Here is a 20,998-nt window from a genome sequence, read left to right as displayed (position 1 = left end):
AAAAGTATGATGGGATACTACCCATCCGTCTGACCCTGCACAGTGCTGTATCGGCCAAATATCAGGAGTGGAAGCAAGCTGCACTCAATTTGACCAGCGCCTTGTCAGCGCGTTTCTCGCCGTGTTCAAGGGTTGCCTGCCATTGCTCGACACAGGGTTGCAAGTCGGGATGCTGCCCGGCCTGCACCAGCCACTGCCAGGCATCGTGCCACTCGCCCAAGGCCTTTTGTGCGGCTTTAAGCCGCGCCAAAACCAGCGGCGGCAGGTGGTCCAGCTCAGGGTAGGCCTCGGCTGCGTAGCGTACGCGCTTGATCAGCAACCTTACGCGGTGACGGTCATGCCCTGGGTCATGCAGGGCTTTGCCCAGGGTTTGCCACTGTTTTTCCAGGACCTTTTCGATCCGCTGACGCAGCCCGCGCAACAACCCTTCGCGCTCGGCGGCGCGGAGAAAACGCGGGAACACATCCAGGATCATCAGCAGTTGCGCCAGCTGTTCACTCTCGGCCACCAGGGCATAACTGCCAGACAACCTGTCCAGTCGCCTGCGAGCCAGCGCCTCATGCCCCAGCTGCTGCAAATGCGCCGCCAGCACTTCAAGATCACGCAACGGCGTGGTCAAAACGCCTACCTGAGACGCCGACATCTCCAGTTGCACCACGCCCGGCAAGCCACGCAACGGCCGCAACAGGCTGCGCAAACGACGAACCGTGGTTCGCGTGTCATGCAGCGCCTCAGGGTCGGTATCGGCCTCCAGGCGCGCCTGGCAGGCAAACAATCGGACCTCCAGGCGCACAATGTTCTCGATTATCCGGTCTACCAGCTCAGACATCCCTACCCTCTCCCCTTTGCACTACGGTTCAACGCCCGGCGCGGGACTCTCGAATATAGAAACGCGCTTTTTCGGCTTTGATGGAGCAGCCTTCAAACGCTTCGAATTGCTGCTGGGTTTTGGCCGCAGTCACCAAGGAAAAAGCCTTGGAGTAGCTGACCGTCCCCGCAAAACCTTCTGCCTTGGCCAGGTCCAGCTCATGCCAGGCCGCATCAAGGTTCGTTGCACACGTGTCCCGGTAGGCTTTAGTCCCCGCACAGCCAGCCAGCGCCAGGGCAATCATGGGTACACAGATCCATGCTTTCATCGTGTCTTCCTCAAAATTTAATATTCAGTGCAGTCTCAGACGAACAACCGGCGCAAAAGTGCCTCAACGCAAATATCTAATCGTCAACAGACCCGGCGCGGCGCGCAAACTGATTGAGAACACCCCCTAGCCTAGCTTGCAGACACGAGTTCTTCCCGAAAGCTGTCACTGCACGCCACAAAAAGGCATTGTGAGTATCTGTCTGGGGGAAGGTACGGTTCATGAAAAAGCGTATTGCATTGGTATTGGGCTCCGGCGGTGCACGGGGCTATGCCCACATTGGCGTGATCGAAGAACTTGAAAGCCGGGGCTATGACATTGCCTGCATCGCCGGTTGCTCCATGGGCGCGGTGGTCGGGGGTATTTACGCAGCGGGCAAGCTTGACGTGTACCGCGACTGGATTCAAAGCCTGGACTACCTCGATGTGTTGCGGCTCGTGGACGTCAGCTTTCGGCTGGGAGCCATTCGCGGCGAGAAAGTCTTCGGCCAGATCCGCAATATCGTCGGCGAAATCAATATCGAAGACCTGCGCATCCCCTACACGGCCGTGGCCACCGACCTCACCCACCAGCAGGAAATCTGGTTCCAGGAAGGCTGCCTGCACCAGGCCATGCGCGCCTCGGCGGCCATCCCAAGCCTGTTCACCCCGGTGATGCAAGGCAACCGGATGCTGGTCGACGGCAGCCTGCTCAACCCGTTACCCATCGTGCCGGTGGTCTCCAGCCATTGCGACCTGATCATCGCCGTCAACCTGAACTCAACCCAGCAGAGCAACTATCAACTGCCCGTCATCCAGCGCCCTGCCGCCTTCAAAGGGCGTTTTGACAACTTGATGAGTTCGCTGGGTTCGCACATGCCGTTTCGTAACAAACATGCCGAGCAATTGCTGAATCTGGAACAGGAAATGCTCAACCCCCTGGCCGAGCCCCTGCCCGACCCCTGGCTCGACTCGACCCAACCCGCACGGCCTGCGCCAGCCCAAGGCTCGCCCAAATCGGCCACCGGTTCGGTGATCGTCGACAACGTCGGCCCGGCGTCACTGCTGGACCTGATCAACCAGAGTTTCGAGGTGATGCAAACCTCTTTGGCTCAATACAAAATTGCCGGTTACCCGCCGGATATTCTGATCAACGTGCCCAAGCGCGTGTGCCGGTTTTTCGAGTTTTACAAAGCCCAGGAACTGATCGCCCTGGGCCGGCAAATTGCCAAGGACACTCTGGACCGCTACGAAAATGAAGACGGATCCAGCAACCGGTAACCGACTCCGGCCTCGGTCACGATAAACCGCGGCTGGGTCGGATCATCCGCCAGCTTCTGACGTAAATGACCGACGACAATTCGCAGGTAATGGCTGTTCTCGATGTGGGTCGGGCCCCAGATATCCTTGAGCAATTGCTGCTGGGTGATGACCCGCCCGGGATGGCGCGCCAGTTGCGCCAGCACGGCGTATTCCTTGCGGGTCAGCGCCACTTCGACGCCATCGAGCAACACCCGGCGAAAGGCCAGATCCACCACCAGGGGGCCGAGTTCGAGCGCCGACTCCGGTGCCTCTCCCGCAGGTGCCTGACGCAACAATGCGCGAATCCGGGCCAGGAACTCCTGAATACCGAAAGGCTTGGTCACGTAATCGTTGGCCCCGCCGTCCAGCGCCTGAACTTTTTGCGCCTCGCTGGCACGCACCGAAAGCACCAGCACCGGCACGCCGGACCATTCGCGAAGCTCGCGCAGCACCTGCTGGCCGTCCATATCAGGCAAGCCCAGGTCCAGCACCACCACATCGGGGCGCCTGAGCGCCGCCTGGCTCAACCCTTCGGCGCCGGTCGCGGCTTCCAGCACGGTGTAGCCCTGGGACACCAGGCTGATGCGCAAGAACTTGCGAATCTGCGGTTCGTCATCGATGACTAAAATAGTCGAGCTCTGGCTCATGACATCTTTTCGCGGCATGGGGATGGCCAAAGAGTATCAGTCTTCACGTTCTGACTCTTCATTCTCCAGGCCTGGTTGCTCGGGCAACGGCAGGTAGAGCGTGATGCAAGTGCCCTGCCCGCCAATGCCCTCACCCACGGCGATCCGTCCGCCATGGGCGCCGACCATGCCCTGGCAAATGGCCAACCCCAGCCCCGTGCCCTGCCCGCCGCGATCGCCTCGGGCAGCGGTGTAGAACATGTCGAAAATCCTCGCCCGATCCTCCTCGGGTATGCCCGGCCCCTGATCACTGACGGCAAACCACAGCTCAGCCTCGTCCGCCCCCGCCGTCAATTGCAGATGACCATGGGGCGGTGAAAAGCGCGCGGCGTTTTCCAGCACGTTGACCAGCGCCTGCTCAATCAATGCGGCGTGTACGTGCAGCAGCGGCAATTGCGGCGGCACATCCACCTGCACCTGCAAGGGTGCCAGCACCGCACGCAAGCGATTCAAGGCGCTACCCGCAATGTCGGCCGGCGACACCCAGTCCCGGGCCAGTTTCAGAGCGCCGTGGCCCAGGCGGGTCATGTCCAAAAGGTTCTGGATATAGCGGTCCAGGCGCTCAGCCTCGTCGCGGGTGCCCTCGAGCAACTCGCGGCGGTCAGCCAGCGGGATCGCTTCGCCCAACGCCAGCAAGGTGTCGATACTGCCGCGCATGGTGGTCAGCGGGGTACGCAGGTCATGGGATACCGACGCCAGCAACGCGCTGCGCAATTGCTCGGTTTCGCCGTGCAGACGGGCGGCTTCGAGGTCTTGGGCCAAACGTGCGCGGGCCAGCGCCTGGGCCAGGGGTTGGCTCAGGGCCATCAGTAAGCGGCGGCGCTGACCGCTCAACTGCTGCCCCTCTTTTGGACAGACACCGAGCAAGGCCAGCGGCCCCTCTTCGGCGCTTATCGGCCACCACCACCAACGCCCCATGGGCAGAGTACCCGTGCCCTTGCCCGCTGGCTGGTCGTGGGCCCAGGCCCAGTCCGCAGCGGCGCGTTCGGCTTCGGAAAACTGTAGCGGCCCGCCTGTTTCAACGTCCCAGCCGCCATTGCCATTGCGATTGAGCAGGCAGACATCCAGTTCTTTCCAGGCGCTCAAATGCTGACCGGCAGCATTGACCACCGCTTTGCGGTCGGTGGCGGCCGTGAGCTTGCGCGACAGGTCGAGCAGCTCGGTGGTTTCTTGCTGAGTGTCGCGCAAGGCCTGTAATTGTCGACGTTGGCGGGACGCCAGTTTGCCGGTCAACGCCGCCATCAGCAGAAAGAACAACAGCGTCAGCACATCTTCTTCGCGCTGAATGCTCAAAGAGAAATTGGGCGGGATAAACAGAAAGTCATAGGCCAGGAATGACAGCGCCGCACAGGCCAGCGATGGCCCCAGGCTGCTGCGCACGGCCACCAGCAACACGGCGGCCAGAAACACCAGCGAGATGTTGGGCAGCGCCAGCACGCTGGACACCCCCCAGGCCAGAGCGCTGGCCAATACCGTGGCGATCAGCGCCAGCCCATAGTCGAACCACACCAGCGTGTGTTCGCTCCGGCTGACGGTGGGTGCGGGGGATTGCTCATTGTCGAGCACGTTGATTTCCAGGCCATGGGAGTCACGCAACAAGCGCGCCGCCAGCCCGCCACCGAACAGGCGACGGCGCCAGGTCAGCCGCGACTGGCCGACCAGCAGCAAGCTGGCACGGCGCTCGCTGGCGTGCTGGATCAGGGTTTTGGCCACTTCGCCTGCGCGCAGCAACACCACTTCGCCGCCGAGGCGCTCAGCCAGTTGCTGGGCGCTTTGCAGGCGCAGGCGTGATTGCTCGTCCCGCACCGTGCCGTTGTCGACATGCACCAGGCTCCAGGGCAGGTGCCGACGCTCCGCGACCCGGCTGGCGTGACGCACAAGGCGCTCGGCATGCATATCGCCGTCGATTCCCACCAGCAGGCGGCCACGCAGCGCTGGCGCCGATTGCCCCTGCTGGCGATAGCCTTTGTCCAGTTCATCATCGACGTACACCGCCGCCGTCTGCATCGCCAGCTCACGCAGGGCGTTGAGGTTGGTCTGGCTGAAAAACGCATCAATCGCCGCCCGCGCCTGCTCCGGCACATACACCTTGCCCTCGCGCAGACGCTCCAGCAGCTCACGGGGCGGCAGGTCGATCAGCAACAGTTCGTAGGCTTCCTGCACGATCCAGTCCGGCAGGGTTTCTCGCACTTGCACCCCGGTAATGCCGCGCACCTGATCGTTCAGGCTTTCCAGGTGCTGGACGTTGACCGTGGTGTACACGTCGATCCCGGCCGCGAGCAATTCCTGCACATCCTGCCAACGCTTGGCGTGACGGCTGCCGGGGGCGTTGCTGTGGGCCAGTTCATCCACCAGCACCAGCTTGGGTTTGGCCGCGAGCAGACCGTCGAGGTCCATTTCGTCGAGCTGCACGCCGCGATACTCCGAACGCAGCATGGGTTGCTGGGGCAAGCCGTTGAGCAACGCTTGCGTCTCGGCCCGGCCATGGGTTTCGACCACCCCCGCCAGCACCGTCACCCCTTGCCGGAGTTGAGTGTGGGCCGCCTGCAACATGGCGTAGGTCTTGCCTACACCGGGTGCCGCACCAAGAAACACTTTGAGCCGGCCACGGCCTGCCCGTGGCAAATCAGCTAACAGCGCATCGGCGCGACCGGAATGACTCATGGGTTTACCTGTTTAAATGTGAACAAACCTGTAGCCGCTGCCGCAGGCTGCGACGGGTTGCGGAGCAACCCTGCTTTTTCAACTTGAACGAAGGTCCTACGGCCCTATCGCAGCCTTCGGCAGCGGCTACATAATTGCATCTGGTTATTGAAGCTGCGCCAACGCCTGATTCAACAGCAATACGTTAACCACCGGCGGTCCCACCAGCGGCCGCTCGGTATGTTCAGCCACCAACTGCTCGACGACCTGCGCCGGCACATTGCGCGCGGCTGCAACGCGTACCAGTTGATAGCGTATTGCCTCTGGTGGCAAGTGCGGGTCCAGCCCGCTGCCAGAGGTGGTGAGCATCGCCAATGGCACCGCGCCCTGGCCGTCTACGACCAGCTCGCCAGCGCTGGCCTTGACCCGTGTGGCCAGTGCCGGATTGCTCGGCGCCAGGTTGCTCGCAGCACTGGACACCGTGGCAAACGCCCCCGCCGAAGGCCGGGGGTGAAACCAACTGTCGCCCGTAAAGTCCTGCGCGATCAGCGCCGACCCCAGCACCTTGCCAGCGCTGTCACGCACCAGGCTGCCATTGGCCTGTTCCGGGAATGCCAGTTGCGCAATCCCGGTCACGGTCAGCGGGTAGATCACGCCCGTAATGGCGGTCATCAACAACATCAGGCTCAGGGCCGGACGCAAAAAAGAAGTCATGTCATATCCCCTTCAGGTGGTTAAACCAGATGCACCGCGGTGAGCAGCATGTCGATCAGCTTGATGCCCACAAACGGCACCACCAGCCCGCCCACGCCATAGATCAGCAAGTTGCGGCGCAGCAAATGCGCAGCACTGGCTGCCTTGACCCGCACCCCGCGCAGAGCCAGCGGGATCAGCACCACGATGATCAAGGCGTTGAACACAATCGCCGACAGGATCGCGCTTTGCGGGCTGCTCAGGTGCATCACGTTGAGCACCCCCAGTTGCGGGTAGATCGAAGCAAACAGCGCCGGCAGAATCGCGAAATACTTGGCCACGTCGTTGGCAATCGAGAACGTGGTCAACGCACCGCGCGTCACCAGCAACTCCTTGCCGATTTGCACCACATCCAGCAGTTTGGTCGGGTCGCTGTCGAGGTCGACCATGTTGGCTGCTTCACGTGCAGCCTGGGTGCCATCGTTCATGGCCATGCCCACGTCAGCCTGGGCCAGTGCCGGGGCGTCGTTGGCGCCGTCACCGCACATCGCCACCAGTCGCCCGTCATTCTGTTCGTGACGAATGCGCGCCAGTTTCTTCTCCGGCGTGGCTTCGGCCAGCACGTCATCCACCCCCGCCTCGGCGGCAATCGCAGCAGCGGTCAGCGGGTTGTCACCGGTCACCATCACGGTGCGGATCCCCAGCTTGCGCAACTCGGCAAAACGCTCGCGAATCCCGGGTTTCACCACGTCCTTGAGGTGAATCACGCCAAGCAAACGGCCCTGTGCACACACCAGCAAAGGCGTGCCGCCGCTTTGGGCAATCTTGTCGATCTCGCGCGACAGGGCGGGCAGCAGTTCGCCGCGTTTGAGGCCGACAAACCCCAGCACCGAATCCACGGCCCCTTTGCGGTACACCCGACCGTTGCAGTCGATACCCGACAGGCGCGTTTCAGCGGTAAATGGCACCGCCGTAAAGTCAGACACCGGCAGTTCAGGCAGGTCGTACTGACCCCGAATGAATTCGACGATGGACCTGCCTTCGGCCGTTTCGTCCGCCAGCGAGGCCCGCAACGCACCCTCGGCCAGCTCTTTGGCGGTCACGCCGGGGGATGCATGCAACGCCGTGCAGCGACGGTTGCCAAAGGTGATGGTGCCGGTCTTGTCGAGCATCAACACATGCACATCACCGGCCGCTTCCACCGCACGCCCGGACTTGGCGATCACGTTCAGACGCACCAGACGGTCCATGCCGGCGATACCAATGGCCGACAACAAACCGCCGATGGTGGTCGGGATCAGCGTCACCAGCAGCGCGACCAAAAACACCAACGGCAGGCTGCCACCGGCGAAGTAGGCAAACGGCTGCAAGGTCACCACCACGATCAGGAAGATCAGGGTCAAACCGATCAGCAGAATATCCAGCGCCACTTCGTTGGGGGTTTTCTGGCGTTTGGCGCCTTCGACCAAGGCGATCATGCGATCCAGTGTCGACTCACCCGGGTTGGCGCTGATTTGCACCAGCAGCCAGTCACTCACCAGTCGCGTGTTGCCGGTCACCGCCGAGCGATCACCGCCCGACTCGCGGATCACCGGTGCGGATTCGCCGGTAATCGCCGCTTCGTTGACCGCGGCAATCCCTTCAATCACCTCGCCGTCACCGGGGATCATCTCACCCGCTTCGACGCGCACCACGTCACCCTTGCGCAAACGGGTCGCGGGCACCACTTCAAAACCGCCCGTGGCCGTGCGACGACGTGCACTCAACCCCACACTTCCCGCCTTGAGGCTGTCGGCGCGGGCTTTACCCCGGCCCTCGGCCAAGGCTTCGGCAAAGTTGGCGAACAACACGGTAAACCACAGCCAGAGGGCGATTTGCACCGCCACACCGGTGGGCACCGCAGGCTCGGGCATAAAGCACAGCACGGTGGTGAAGATGGCGGTCAGCTCGACCACCAGCATCACTGGCGAACGCTTGAGCTGGCGTGGGTCAAGCTTGACGAACGCTTGCAGCAACGCCGGGCGCCAGATATCGGCGAACGATGTTTTCGGTGACTCGGGCGCCTTGGCCTCAGGCGTTGGTGTCAACTTTGAAACAGGAGCTGGCATAGTCATCATCGTCTCCTCAGAAGCCCAGGGTCAGTTGTTCAGCGATGGGGCCAAGGGCCAATGTCGGCAAGAAGGTCAAGCCGCCCACCAGCAAAATGGTCATGGTCAACAGCGCTACAAACAGCGGGCCGTGGGTCGGAAAACTGTCCTGCCCAATCGGCGCGGTTTTCTTGAGTGCCAGACTGCCTGCCAATGCCAGCACCGGCAGGATGTAACCGAAGCGCCCGATCAACATGCCCAACCCCAGCATCAGGTTGTAAAACGGCGTGTTGGCGTTAAGCCCGGCAAATGCCGAACCGTTGTTGGCACTGGCCGAAGTGAAGGCATACAGAATCTGGCTGAAACCATGAGGGCCAGGGTTGCTCACTGACGCCACGGCACCGGGCAGCACAGCCGCTATCGATCCCAGCACCAGCACGCCCACCGGCATCACCAAAAGCGTGACCACCAGCAACTGCACTTCTTTGGCTTGCAGCTTTTTACCCAGGTACTCCGGAGTGCGACCGATCATCAACCCGGCGAGGAACACCGCGATCAGCACGTTCAGCAACATGCCGTAGAGCCCGGCACCGACGCCGCCGAAGATCACTTCACCGACCATCATGTTGACCAGCGCCACCATCCCGGTCAGCGGGTTGAGGCTGTCATGCATGGCGTTGACCGAGCCGTTGGAGGCCGACGTCGTGGTTTCGGTCCAGAGCACTGAGCCCGTGGTGCCGAAGCGCACTTCCTTGCCTTCCAGCGGTGCGGTTTGCTCAACCAGCGGGCTGTTGAGCGCCGGGTTGGGCTGGTATTCGGCATACAGCGCCGTGCCGCCACCGATCAGGAACAACGCCAGCATGCAGGCGACAATGGCCCGGCTCTGGCGCAGGTCCTTGACGTAATGGCCAAAGGTAAACACCAGCGCCACCGGGATCAGAATGATCGAGGCCAGCTCGAACAGGTTGCTCCAGGCACTGGGATTCTCGAACGGGTGCGCCGAGTTCACGCCGAAGAAGCCGCCACCGTTGGTGCCCAATTGTTTGATCGCAATCTGGCTGGCTGCCGGGCCGAGCGGAATAACCTGATCCGCGCCTTGCATCGTCACCGCATCGACGTAATGGGCGAAGGTCTGTGGCACGCCCTGCCACACCAGGAACAGCGCCAGCACCAGGCACAACGGCAACAGGCCGTAGAGCGTGGCACGGGTCATGTCGACCCAGAAGTTGCCCAACGTGTGCGCAGAGCGACGGCTGATGCCCCGGCACAACGCAACCAGCACCGCCAGACCGGTGGCCGCGCTGACAAAGTTCTGCACCGTCAAACCGGCCATCTGGCTGAAGTAACTGAGGGTCGCTTCACCGCTGTAACTCTGCCAGTTGGTGTTGGTGACAAAGCTCACGGCGGTGTTGAAGGCTTGTGTCCACTCCTGCCCCGGCAACTGCTGAGGGTTAAGCGGCAAATATTGCTGAAACAACAGGATCGCAAACAACAGCACGAAGCCCGCCAGGTTAAAGGCCAGCAGGGCCAGGGTGTATTTTTGCCAGCTTTGCTCGATGGCCGGGTCCACCCCGGCGATGCGGTAGCAGACTTTTTCGACGGGCCCAAGCACCGGGCTCAGCCAGGTGCGCTGGCCTTCCATCACCTTGTAGTAAAAGCGCCCCAGCCAGGGCGCAGGCAATAGCACCAAGGCGAAAAAGGCGAGGATCAGCCCATAGTCATAACTGTGCATACCCGCTCCTAGTTCCGATCTGCGCGCAACAGCGCAACCAGCAGATAAACGAACAGTGCCACTGCCAACAGCAGCGACACACCATCCAGAACGCCCATGGCAACTCTCCCGAAGCGGCACTTGCCGCGTATGGAGAGAGTGTGGGGAATGAGGGCGTAAAGGATCGAGACCGAGGGTGATGCGGGGGCGTAAAGAAGGCGTAAAGAACGCAGACGGGCTTGCTTTGTAGCCGCTGAAGAGCGCAGCGAGGCTGCGTCCGGCTGCGAAGCAGTCGTTAAGCCAGTGTCCTGGGTTTATCAGGCATACCGCGTGTACAGGGCTTACGACCGCTTCGCGCTCGGACGCAGCCTCGCTGCGCTCTTCAGTGGCTACATAGGTTTTATGTGCCGGCTGTGCCTATTGTCAGTGCAACAACGGGCTGTCGAGCACTTTAGAGGGGCCGCCCAGCACGCTTTCGCTCAGCTGGATGAAGCGCTGGGTATTGACCTTGTCCATGCGCATCAGGGCCTGGCTCACGTCGTCCAGCGAGCGTTTGTTGTGGGTTTGCAAACGGATTTCGCGGTCCAGCGCCTGCAACAGCGTAACCGCCCGCGCAACCGTTGCCGGGTCAGCCTGCGGGCCGCGCAAGCGGGTCACGCCTTTGCCGGCAGCATTGAGCTTGCGTTGCAGGGTCAGGTAACGCTCGTCACTCATGCCCCCTGCGCGGCGCATCAGTTCGATGGCGTAGTACTCGCTCACACCTTCACCGATCCAGTCATGACCCGGCTCGTCGTTGATGCCGCTGAACAACTGCACCACTTCACGCAGCAACGGGCTGCTACCGCTTTCGCTGACCAGCGGCAAACCGCTGTAGACGTAAATCGAGTTGCGCGCCGCTGCGCTGCCTTTCCACATCGGGCTGGCCGCGCCGACAATCAGTAACTTGGGCGGGTTGCGCGGGAACACGGCCTGGATTTGCGGCCACACGAACGTTAGCAGCGTCAGCACATCCATGCGGTGCATGCCCTGCCCTTTCGGGGCGCTCACCGTCACTTCGGTTTCGCCCAGGGTGGTGCGGCGACTACCCAGGTTGCCCGCGAGCATCCAGCCGGTGGGCCGATCAAACAGGCGCGACACATCGTCGATACGAAAACGGTTTTTGCCGATGCGCGGCCATGGGGTTTCAACGCTTTTCCAGCCTTTGGGCAATTCAAACTCAAGGCGCGACACCAGCTCGGTGCCGTCTTGCTGATCGAGGTTGGCCGGCGGGATCAGGTCTTCACCGCGAAACAGTGCCCAATCAGGCGTGATGCGGGTGTCAAAGCTGCCGTTCTTGCGCGGATGGTTCAACTGCACGCGGTAGCTCAGGGTGGCCTTGCCCGGTGCGGGATGCCACAGGCCGCGACTGTGGGCAGGGTCGGCGCTCAGTTGCCATTGCCCGTCTGCCTTGAAGTCGGTGTAACTGCCCGGCGCCCCGAGGTCGAAATCCAGGCTGCGCACGGCAGAACCCTCGGCCAGGGTGACCTGCACCTCGGCCTGGGCACTTTGCGGCAGCAGGAGCACGTGGTAGTTCAGGTCGACTTTTTGCGCGGCCCACAGCGGGCCGGCGCCGAGCAACAGCAGCAGGCCCAACCCCAATGGCAATTTGTAACGCAGCGGCATACACACTCCTTGCAAACCGCTCCGGCACTTAACCGGCGCGGAAAATCAGATGATCTTCCCAGTCTTCTTCCGGCACGCTGCCCTCGGCGAGCATGCGTCCGGACTGCGAAATACGTTCATGATGCACAGCGTCACGGTCGCCGCAGACCAAGTGATGCCAAAGCGGCAGGTCCTTGCGCTCGCTCACCAGACGGTAACCGCAGGTCGGCGGCAACCACTTGAACTCTTCGGCCTTGCCCGGCGACAACTGAATACAGTCCGGGACTGAATCACGGCGGTTCGGGTAATCGGTGCACTGACAGGTTTTCAGGTCGAGCAGTTTGCAGGCAATGCGCGTGTAGTAGACGCTGTTGTCGTCTTCATCTTCGAGCTTTTGCAAGCAGCACAACCCGCAGCCGTCGCACAGCGACTCCCATTCCTCTTGATCAAGTTGATCGAGGGTTTTGCGGATCCAGAACGGTTCAACTATTGCGGCCATGGCTCAAACATCAACATCAGGGAGTGGAAAAGGCCGCCAGTCTAGTGCCCAAGGCCCCGCGGGCCAAGCGCTTGTGACTGACGGTGTAACTGGACTTGTCACGTTAATGGCTTAACAGTAGCTTTGTGCCTGAAAACTCAACCCAGGAAAACCGAATGCCAGCCTCCAACCGCATTGCCGAACACCAGATCCATGAGCAATTCACCCAACGCTGGTCGCCCCGCGCCTTTACCGACGCAACCATCGACAAAGCGACCTTGATGAGCTTTTTCGAAGCCGCACGCTGGGCACCTTCGGCCTACAACGCCCAGCCCTGGCGCTTTCTGTTCGCCCTGCGCGGCACGCCTGACTTCGAGCGTTACCTGAGCCTGCTGGTGGAATTCAACCAGGGTTGGGCCAAGCATGCCGCCGCGCTGGTGGTGATTGTGTCCAAAACCAGCTTTGCCGCCCCGGGCACCACCGAAGAAAAACCTGCACCGACCCACGCTTTCGACGCCGGCGCCGCCTGGGGCCATCTGGCCTTGCAAGCGCACCTGAGCGGCTGGCATACCCACGGCATGAGCGGTCTGGATTTCGAACGTGCACGCAAAGAGCTGAAAATCCCTGAAGGCTATGCCGTACAAGCCATGGTTGCCATCGGCAAGATTGGCGACAAATCGAGCCTGGTGGACTACCTGCAAGCCAAGGAAGTGCCAAGCCAGCGCGAGCCGCTGAGCAAGCTGGTCGCCGAAGGTGACTTCAGCCTGTAAATGCAAAACGTGTAGCCGCTGCCGAAGGCTGCGATGGATGGGGTGCGCCACTGCGGCGCAGCGATCCTGCTTTTAAAAGCGAAGGTCCTGCGGACCTTATCGCAGCCTGCGGCAGCGGCGACAGGGATGCCTCAATACCCGCGGTCGAAATCCACTTCGCCACGCATAGGCTGGTCTGCCTGATACGCCCGCACGTTGTCGACAAACAGTTGCACCATCAACGACGGCGAAGTGGGTGCAGAGCTGTGACCTGTCAGCAGCAAGCCCCAGGCAGTCCAGAATGGATGCTTGGCCGGCAACGGCTCCTGACGGCACACGTCGATAATCGCGCCCGCCAGATGCCCCTGACGCAAGGCCTCCACCAGGTCGGCATCGACCACTGCCACACCGCGCCCAGCGTTGATGAACACGCCGTTGGGATTGAACTGCGCAAACAGCTCGGCATCGTACAGGTCATGGGTCTGTGCAGTGTTTGGCAGCAAATTGACCACGTAGTCCATCTGGCCCACCAGCCGCGGCAGATCACTCAAGGTCGCCACTTCTGCAAACGGTGCCTGCTCTCGGGCGCTGCTGGCGATGGCGTACAGCTCAACACCAAACGGCAGCAGAAACTGCGCCACGGTCTGGCCAATGTCCCCGGCCCCAACGATCAGAACCTTGCGCCCGACCAGGCTCTGGCCCATGCGGTTGTCCCACTTGCGCTCGACCTGGCTGACCAGCCGGGCCATGACTTCACGCTCGTGACCGAGCATGTAGGTCAAGACATATTCAGCCATCACCTGGCCAAAAATACCCACTGCACGTGTCAGCCGGTAATCGCGAGTCAGACCTTCGGCCAGTAACGGGGTGATGCCGGCCCAGGTCGATTGCAGCCACTGTGGCTTGTGCCCCTGGCGCAACAGGGTCGCCAACAGATCCGGCTGGCCTAGCCACACCGGGCACTCGGCGGCCATTTTCGCCAATTGCGCCGAGTCGCCGCTGGTCTGCACTTCCAGATCGGGGGCGGCTTGCTGCAAAAGCCTGGCGTACAGCGGGTAGTCGTTCTCGGCAATCAGGACACGCATGTTTCTAACCTTTCTAAACCACTGCCAGCACCCGTCGCCGAGGTTTGCCTCGTCACGTTCGGCCACCGCCAATCAATATGAGTCCGTTTGAGACAGGCGCCCGGAACCGGGCACCTGGCGTTGCACTTACATCGGGTCGTTGCGACGCAACAGCTCTTCAGGCAAGTGCTCGATATATTCGTCTTCGGCCGGAGGCATTTGCAAGTGATAGCCCTGGGTATCCAGGTTTTCCAGCACCTTGTGAATGTCCTCGCGGGACAGGGCGCGCTCGGGGCTCAGCACCAGGTCAAAGGCGTGGTGCGGCTTGCCAAAAGCGGCCAGCAAGGTTTCCGGCACACGCTCCAGGGCATCGGCCTTGAGCACATAAAGGTACATTTCGTTGCGTTTGAGGCTGCGGTAGATCGAACAAATACGTTTCAAGACGGTTCTCCAGCGGTGGCCAGGCTATCGAGCAAGGCCTGACCCATCAGCTCACGGCGCCAACCGCGCAGTGAGTCCGGCAATTGATAAGGGCCATTGGGGAAGCCACTTTTAAGCAGGGCTTCCAGGGTTTTCTTGCGCAGCATCAGTTCCGGCGCGATGTTCAGGCGCTCGGCCTGTGCCTGGCCAATGGCACGCATGCGCTTGATCAACAGCGCAGCTTCCACTGGCAAAGGTTCCGGTACGGCAGGCGGCCATTGATCCGGCGGCAGGCTGCCAGCACGCTTGATCAGATCAAGCAGGAATTCGCCATCCTGACGCACGGTGCGCGGGTGCATGTCTTCAATACGCGCCAGCGCGACCAGATTGTCAGGCTGGGTTTTGGCCAACGGCCACAATGCGTGCTCGCGTATGACGCGGTTACGCGGCAGATCACGGGCACGGGCTTCATGTTCGCGCCAGGCGCAAATTTCGCGCAGCACGGCCAGTTGATCCCTTGAAAGCTTCCACGCCAGTTTGGCTTCGCGGTACACCTCGTACGGGTCCACTTCACGGCGCAGGTTGGCGACCAGCTCGGCGCCGTCCTCCAGCACCCAGTCGTACTTTTCATCCGACAGACGCGGACGCAGCAGCACATACACCTCCGCCAGATGCTGGGCATCTTCGGCGGCGTAGCTGATCTGGGTTTCCGACAGCGGGCGTTGCAGCCAGTCGGAGCGGGTTTCGCCTTTGGGCAGGTCGAGGTCGAGCACTTCCTTGACCAAACGCGAATAACCCATGGAGAAGCCCAGGTTCAGGTAGGCAGCTGCCAGCTGGGTATCGAACAGTGGCACCGGCAGACTGCCGGTCAGGCGCAGTAAAACCTCAAGATCTTCGCTGCAGGCGTGCAGTACTTTGACCACCGACGGATTTTCAAGCAATGCCGACAGGGGCTGCCAGTTGTCGATGGTCAACGGGTCAATCAGATAAGCCCGGGTGCCGTCGCCAATCTGAATCAGGCCGGCAATAGGGTAAAAGGTGTCGACCCGCATAAATTCGGTGTCGAGGGCTACGAACGGCAAATGCTGCCATTCGGCGCAATGTTGGCCGAGGCTATCGTTGTCGCGAATCCAGTGAATATCGATGGCCACACGGCTCTCCCTTGAAGAATGGCGCGCAGTATATATCGCCGCCAGATATATCGCCGCCAGAGTTTTCCCGACATTGATTCGCAATGTTGTTCACGAAAAACCCTACAAGATTCCAATCTGCAACCGGCATCCAAACACCGTCTTTAAGCGTAGGTTGCCCGGACCCACAGCCAACATACTTCGTTACAACACATTATGTGACAAGCAGGTAGAGTCGCCGCGCAAGGACGCGAGTAAATTTGCGCCGTACAAAAAACGAGGATAACCCAATGCAAATGTCCCGCAAGCTGTCAGCTATTGCGCTCTCGATGGCAGGCCTTTGTGCTTTTGCCAATGTGGCCCTGGCACAAACGCCTGAACCCAAGCTCGATGCTGTGGTGCAAAACGGCGCCAGGCACGTGATGCAACAATACGCCGTGCCCGGCCTGGTCATCGCGGTCAGCGTCAATGGCAAGCACCACTTCTACACCTTCGGCGTGGCCTCAAAAACTACCCTCGCCCCCGTGACCCCCGACACGCTATTTGAAGTGGGTTCCGTCAGTAAAGTGTTTACCGCCACCCTGGCCACTTATGCCCAGGCCAAGGGCCAGCTGTCGCTCACGGACACGGTTGCCAAGTATGTGCCCGCGCTTGAGGGCACGCCTTTTGGCAAGGTGATGCTGAGCCATCTGGCCACCCATACGGCAGGCGGGTTCCCGCTGCAGGTCCCGGACAGCGTGCAGAACGAACAGCAGCTGATGGATTACCTCAAAACCTGGAAACCGGTGTATCCCGCAGGTACACAAAGAAGCTATGCCAACCCCAGCATTGGCATGCTCGGCATGATTGCCGCCAAGAGCATGAACATGCCTTTTGACCAGGCGATGGAGCAACAACTGTTCCCGGCTCTGGGGCTTGAAAGCAGCTATCTCACCGTGCCGGCGAGCAAAATGGGGCTCTATGCCCAGGGTTACAACAAGCAGGACGAACCGGTCAGGCTGACCCCCGGCGTGCTCGGCAACGAAGCCTACGGCCTGAAGACCACGGCCCGCGACCTGATCCACTTTACGGAGTTGAGTTTGGGACAGGGCAAGCTCGGCACGGACCTTCGCCGCGCATTGACCGACACCCGTACAGGTTATTTCCGGGTAGGCCCCATGACTCAGGACCTGATCTGGGAACAGTACCCCTACCCTGTCGAGCTCAAGTCGCTGCTGGTGGGTAACTCAAACAAAATGGCCTACGAGAATAATGACGCCATCGCCCTCAATCCGCCCCTGGCGCCACAGCAAGCGGTATGGGTCAACAAGACCGGCTCAACCAACGGCTTTGGCGCGTATGCGGTCTTCGTGCCGGCCGAGCAAAAGGCAATCGTTATCCTGGCCAACAAAAACTACCCCAACGACGCACGGGTCGAGTTGGCGTACCAGATTCTCAAAGCCCTGAATTAAGTCTCTTTGCGCAAGATATAGATGCTGCCCATGTCACAACCGGGCAGCACTTCGTATTGCTTGAGGATGCTGAAACCTGCCACTGCAAACTGGGCTTCAATCTCGGCCTTGCTCACCACGATACGTTGCGGGTCATTGGCCTGAGCCGACGAACGACCAACCGGTACCGACAGGATCAGGCTGTCACGGCTGACCCGGTGCAACTCACGCAAAATCGCCAACCGGTGCTCACTGTCACGCACATGGTGGAACAGCTGCATGCAGAAGATGCAGTCCACCGCGTTTTCGGACATGTCGATGGAGAACACCGAGCTTTGAAACAGCTTGATGCGCGCCAGCAGACTGGCGGAATGATGAGTACGGGCGTGCTCCAGCATACCTTGTGAAGAGTCCGCCGCCAGAATCACCCGGTTGCCGTGCTCGGCCAGCACCGGCCAGAAACGCCCGGCACCACAGGCCAGATCCAGGACCAGACCGGGCTCGCCCGCCACCTTGAGCGCACGACGAACCAGACGCTTTTCGCGCCACAAGGCCAGCCTGCGCACGAGCCCTTGCGGCCGTGCCTGCAGGCAAACCTTCGCATGCTCGCGGTCGTAACGCTCGGCGAACTCAAGCTCAATACGGGTAGACGGTAGTTGCGATGACATGGCCCGCGAACTCTTGTGTTTGATGATGATCTGCACAGAGGTTAACGGGACGCCAGTGAAAAAATTGTCAGAAAAGCATGAAAAACAATGGGATCGGGCAGATAAAGCGGGCCAAAAACCTATGCCTGGTGCAAATACCAGCGCCAGTCCTGCTCGCCCACTTCCCCCATGAACTGCCGGTACTCGGAATTCTTCACCGCCAGGTACACCTTGAGAAACTCGGGCCCGAACGCCTCTTTCGCCCACTCCGAGCCTTGCAGTGCACGCAGGGTGGTCAACCAGTCGGTGGGCAGCATTTCGGTGGCCTGGGCATAGCCATTGCCTTCAACCGGTGCCCCCGGATCAAGCTGCTCACGAATGCCGCGATGAATCCCGGCCAGAATGGCAGCAGCGGCCAGGTACGGGTTGGCATCTGCACCACAAATCCGGTGTTCGATATGCCGTGAAAAAGCCGGCCCGCCCGGCACCCGCAAACTCACGGTACGGTTATCCACACCCCAGGTCGCGGCCAGCGGCGCATAGCTGTTGCTCTGAAAGCGGCGGTAGGAGTTGGCATTCGGGCAAAACATCAACAACGAATCCAGCAAGGTGCTGAGCATTCCGCCCACCGCCTGCCTGAGCAACGGCGTACCGTCCGGCGCTTCGCTGGCGAACAGGTTGTTGCCCTCTTTGTCGGCCAGGCTCACATGCATGTGCATGCCCGTACCGGCCAGGTCATCAAACGGTTTGGCCATAAAACAGGCGACCATCCCGTGCTTGTGTGCCACGCCCTTGACCAGACGCTTGTAGCGCACCGCTTCGTCCATGGCCTGCAAGGCGTCGCTGCGGTGCTCCAGAGTGATCTCCACCTGCCCCGGTGCGTACTCGGAAATCGCCGTGCGCGCCGGGATTCCTTGCAACTTGCAGGCGCTGTACAGGTCGGCCAAAAACGGTTCGATCTGCTCCAGCTCACGCAAGCCGTATACCTGTGTGGCTCGCGGGCGCTGACCATCGGCATCGCGCGCCGGTTGCGGGCGACCGTGACTGTCACGTTGCTGATCGAGCAGATAAAACTCCAGCTCCGCGGCCATCACCGGGTAGTAACCGTCCGCCTTGAGCCCGTCGATGACCTTGGCCAACAAGTGCCGGGGGTCTGCCACGGTTGCAGGCATGCCCTGCTGCGGGTGCATGCTCACTTGCACCGCTGCCGTCGGAATCAGGCGCCACGGCATGCGCTGCAAACTGCCGCTGACGGGGTATGCACGGCAGTCGATATCGCCCACATCCCACACCAGACCGGTGTTTTCCACATCATCGCCATTGATGCTCAACCCCAGAATTGTGCTCGGCAGCGGCCGGCCGCTCTCATAGACCGCCAGCAGCTCGTCACGGTGCAACAACTTGCCCCGGGGCACGCCGTTGTTATCGATGATGAACAGCTCGAACATCTCGATATCCGGGTTCAGTTCCAGAAAATCCAGGGCTTCTTGCAGCGGGGCAAACGCAGTGATGGCACTCATGGGAATACTCGTAATTTCGTATCAGGCAGGCGCACAGGCACGCCATTTTGGCCGCACCCTCAAGGGCGCAGGCACACAAGACTCAACGGGAAATACGAGCATCCGGCGGGCGGGCATGCCGGCAATGAAACAGGGCCCAAAAGGCCAGTTTTGAAGGGAGGATGCAAAGGATGGAAACCGATTGAATCAAGGTACGGACTGACCCAAGGCGCAATCCGGGAGGCTGCGACACGCTGTAGCGATCAAGCCCTCCCTGCAAACAGCCCATACCTTCATCCTGAGACCACTAAGAAGCCTTAGCCTCACACGGCAATGCACCGGTGTGCAACACAGACTTTCAGACCTTTGGTTGTGGGATGGCTAAACTTTTGGACGCAACGAAGCCGCCTCCCAGGCGGCCACGATAATCAGGATCAGCGTGGTCAACGCCCCCAGCGCCAAGGCTGAAAACACTTGGGCCAACGCCGCCCCCAGCAACATCAGCAAGAGCGCCAACCCGCCCAGATGCGAAAACGGCGGCAGCGGCCTGTCCGACATCACCCACTTGAACAAGGCACAGCCGAGCAAAAACAGAAACGGCCCGCCCATGATCGTCACCACGGCTGCCTGGCTGACGTGTCCGGGGTGCACCAACACCAGCTCATCCGCCACCGCGCTGACAATCACCCCGGCAATGATCAGCAGATGCAGGTAGGTGTACGCCATGCGAGCCTGCCGGCCCGGATCGTTGGAATGAGCGATGCGGTGATGCGCGCGTTCGGCGCCGCTGTCGAAGTAGATCCACCACAGGGCGATGCTGCCCAGTACGGCGGTTAAAAATGCCGCAAAGCCTTCCAGGCTCAAGCTTTGCTGGGCGAAGGTGGCGCCGGTGACCAGCAAGGATTCGCCCAGGGCAATAATCACAAACAGGCCGCAGCGCTCGGCCATGTGGTTGCCTTCAACGTTCCAGTCCTTGAGGGTTGACGCCCCTAACCCCGGCACCCAGAAAAACACGGAGGGCGAGACCAGCTCAATCCCCAGCGCCAGCGCCCAGCAGGCCAGTCGTTGATGCCCCTCAAGCAAGGCACCCGAGATCCAGAACACACCCGAAAACAACATCCAGAGCAAAATGCGCTGAAAGTTGCGGGACAACCCGGGAGGCTCGCCGCGCACAGCCCAAATCGCATAAGCCGAACGCCCGACCTGCATAAACACATAGGCCCCGGCGAACAACAGCCCGCGATCGGTGAACGCATGGGGGATCGAAGCCGACAGCAGCAAACCGGCCACCATCAACACAAACAGCCCCACCCGGATTGCAATGCGCTCCGGGTCGAGCCAGTTGGTCACCCACGAGGTAAATATCCACACCCACCACACCGCGACCATCAGCAACGCCACATGCGCCGCCCCTTGCAGCGACAAGTCGGCCAGCAGTGAATGGGACAGCTGGGTGACGGCAAACACAAACACCAGGTCGAAAAACAGCTCGACCATGCCGACCTTGCCACTGTCCTGACTGCCGCGACCACGTAACAGGGTGCGGGATTGGGGCATGGTTAATCCTTTTCCAGAGCGGTCTGTGGGAGCCGGCTTGCCGGCGATGGGATCAACCCGTTCACTCTGAGCGACTGCGGCATCGATACCCCTGATGAACACTTCTTCATCGAACGGTCTAAAAACCGGCACGGTCGGATGCTGCAC

General features: G+C 61.0%; 19 protein-coding genes. 3 read left to right on the top strand and 16 right to left on the bottom strand.

Features of this window, described 5'->3' with window-relative positions:
• Window positions 1-61: 61 nt before the first annotated feature.
• Window positions 62-829 carry a CHAD domain-containing protein gene (locus tag BLW11_RS11190; protein WP_048358660.1) on the bottom strand — a complete coding sequence of 256 codons (768 nt, stop codon included), beginning with the start codon at window positions 827-829 and terminating at the stop codon, window positions 62-64.
• Between the two features lie 28 nt (window positions 830-857).
• Complete coding sequence (locus tag BLW11_RS11185) at window positions 858-1,136, bottom strand: hypothetical protein (RefSeq protein ID WP_048358661.1); 279 nt, start codon at window positions 1,134-1,136, stop codon at window positions 858-860.
• Between the two features lie 221 nt (window positions 1,137-1,357).
• Between BLW11_RS11185 and BLW11_RS11180 the strand changes: the two genes are divergently transcribed.
• Window positions 1,358-2,395: a patatin-like phospholipase family protein gene (locus BLW11_RS11180; protein WP_048358662.1), complete on the top strand. Its 1,038-nt coding sequence runs from the start codon at window positions 1,358-1,360 to the stop codon at window positions 2,393-2,395.
• Here BLW11_RS11180 and BLW11_RS11175 read toward each other — a convergent pair.
• The 8 genes from BLW11_RS11175 to BLW11_RS11140 form a co-directional block, all read right to left on the bottom strand.
• Window positions 2,362-3,063 carry a response regulator gene (locus tag BLW11_RS11175; protein WP_048358663.1) on the bottom strand — a complete coding sequence of 234 codons (702 nt, stop codon included), beginning with the start codon at window positions 3,061-3,063 and terminating at the stop codon, window positions 2,362-2,364. The two genes, BLW11_RS11180 and BLW11_RS11175, sit on opposite strands and share 34 nt — an antisense overlap.
• 36 nt (window positions 3,064-3,099) lie before the next feature.
• A complete protein-coding gene (locus BLW11_RS11170) occupies window positions 3,100-5,766 on the bottom strand; it encodes a sensor histidine kinase (protein WP_048358664.1) in 2,667 nt (888 codons plus the stop codon).
• 144 nt (window positions 5,767-5,910) lie between these two features.
• Entirely contained in the window at window positions 5,911-6,459 is a 549-nt protein-coding gene (gene kdpC, locus BLW11_RS11165; RefSeq protein WP_048358665.1) for a potassium-transporting ATPase subunit KdpC, read from the bottom strand.
• A gap of 20 nt (window positions 6,460-6,479) precedes the next feature.
• Complete coding sequence (gene kdpB, locus BLW11_RS11160; protein ID WP_048358666.1) at window positions 6,480-8,552, bottom strand: potassium-transporting ATPase subunit KdpB; 2,073 nt, start codon at window positions 8,550-8,552, stop codon at window positions 6,480-6,482.
• 10 nt (window positions 8,553-8,562) lie between these two features.
• On the bottom strand, window positions 8,563-10,257 hold the full coding sequence (gene kdpA, locus BLW11_RS11155; protein ID WP_048358667.1) for a potassium-transporting ATPase subunit KdpA: 1,695 nt from the start codon (window positions 10,255-10,257) through the stop codon (window positions 8,563-8,565).
• A gap of 8 nt (window positions 10,258-10,265) precedes the next feature.
• A complete protein-coding gene (gene kdpF, locus BLW11_RS11150; RefSeq protein WP_048358668.1) occupies window positions 10,266-10,355 on the bottom strand; it encodes a K(+)-transporting ATPase subunit F in 90 nt (29 codons plus the stop codon).
• Window positions 10,356-10,659: 304 nt separating this feature from the next.
• On the bottom strand, window positions 10,660-11,898 hold the full coding sequence (locus BLW11_RS11145) for a hypothetical protein (protein ID WP_048358669.1): 1,239 nt from the start codon (window positions 11,896-11,898) through the stop codon (window positions 10,660-10,662).
• 28 nt (window positions 11,899-11,926) lie between these two features.
• Entirely contained in the window at window positions 11,927-12,376 is a 450-nt protein-coding gene (locus tag BLW11_RS11140; protein ID WP_048358670.1) for a YcgN family cysteine cluster protein, read from the bottom strand.
• A 155-nt stretch (window positions 12,377-12,531) separates the two neighbouring features.
• On the opposite strand from BLW11_RS11140, the gene BLW11_RS11135 reads away from it, so the two are divergent.
• On the top strand, window positions 12,532-13,125 hold the full coding sequence (locus BLW11_RS11135; RefSeq protein WP_048358671.1) for a nitroreductase family protein: 594 nt from the start codon (window positions 12,532-12,534) through the stop codon (window positions 13,123-13,125).
• A gap of 131 nt (window positions 13,126-13,256) precedes the next feature.
• On the opposite strand, the gene BLW11_RS11130 is transcribed toward BLW11_RS11135, so the two are convergent.
• The 3 genes from BLW11_RS11130 to rnd all read right to left on the bottom strand — a co-directional run bounded on the left by BLW11_RS11130 (window position 13,257) and on the right by rnd (window position 15,739).
• Entirely contained in the window at window positions 13,257-14,189 is a 933-nt protein-coding gene (locus BLW11_RS11130) for a D-2-hydroxyacid dehydrogenase (protein WP_048358672.1), read from the bottom strand.
• Between the two features lie 126 nt (window positions 14,190-14,315).
• Complete coding sequence (locus tag BLW11_RS11125; RefSeq protein WP_048358673.1) at window positions 14,316-14,609, bottom strand: YcgL domain-containing protein; 294 nt, start codon at window positions 14,607-14,609, stop codon at window positions 14,316-14,318.
• A complete protein-coding gene (gene rnd / locus BLW11_RS11120) occupies window positions 14,606-15,739 on the bottom strand; it encodes a ribonuclease D (protein WP_048358674.1) in 1,134 nt (377 codons plus the stop codon). The genes BLW11_RS11125 and rnd overlap by 4 nt, the downstream gene beginning before the upstream one ends.
• A gap of 269 nt (window positions 15,740-16,008) precedes the next feature.
• Between rnd and ampC the strand changes: the two genes are divergently transcribed.
• On the top strand, window positions 16,009-17,169 hold the full coding sequence (ampC, locus tag BLW11_RS11115; RefSeq protein WP_074836760.1) for a class C beta-lactamase: 1,161 nt from the start codon (window positions 16,009-16,011) through the stop codon (window positions 17,167-17,169).
• Here the strand turns inward: ampC and BLW11_RS11110 are convergent.
• The 3 genes from BLW11_RS11110 to BLW11_RS11100 all read right to left on the bottom strand — a co-directional run bounded on the left by BLW11_RS11110 (window position 17,166) and on the right by BLW11_RS11100 (window position 20,851).
• Window positions 17,166-17,816 carry a class I SAM-dependent methyltransferase gene (locus BLW11_RS11110; RefSeq protein ID WP_048359508.1) on the bottom strand — a complete coding sequence of 217 codons (651 nt, stop codon included), beginning with the start codon at window positions 17,814-17,816 and terminating at the stop codon, window positions 17,166-17,168. The genes ampC and BLW11_RS11110 overlap by 4 nt on opposite strands.
• 119 nt (window positions 17,817-17,935) lie before the next feature.
• Window positions 17,936-19,315 (bottom strand): glutamine synthetase family protein, encoded by a 1,380-nt coding sequence (locus BLW11_RS11105; protein ID WP_048358675.1) that lies wholly within the window; start codon window positions 19,313-19,315, stop codon window positions 17,936-17,938.
• A gap of 360 nt (window positions 19,316-19,675) precedes the next feature.
• A complete protein-coding gene (locus BLW11_RS11100) occupies window positions 19,676-20,851 on the bottom strand; it encodes a low temperature requirement protein A (RefSeq protein ID WP_048358676.1) in 1,176 nt (391 codons plus the stop codon).
• Between the last annotated feature and the right edge of the window lie 147 nt (window positions 20,852-20,998).

Source organism: Pseudomonas deceptionensis, assembly GCF_900106095.1.
Classification (GTDB): Bacteria; Pseudomonadota; Gammaproteobacteria; order Pseudomonadales; family Pseudomonadaceae; genus Aquipseudomonas; species Aquipseudomonas deceptionensis.
The sequence above is the reverse complement of the archived record's forward strand: the minus strand, read 5'-3'. Positions and strand labels throughout refer to the sequence as shown.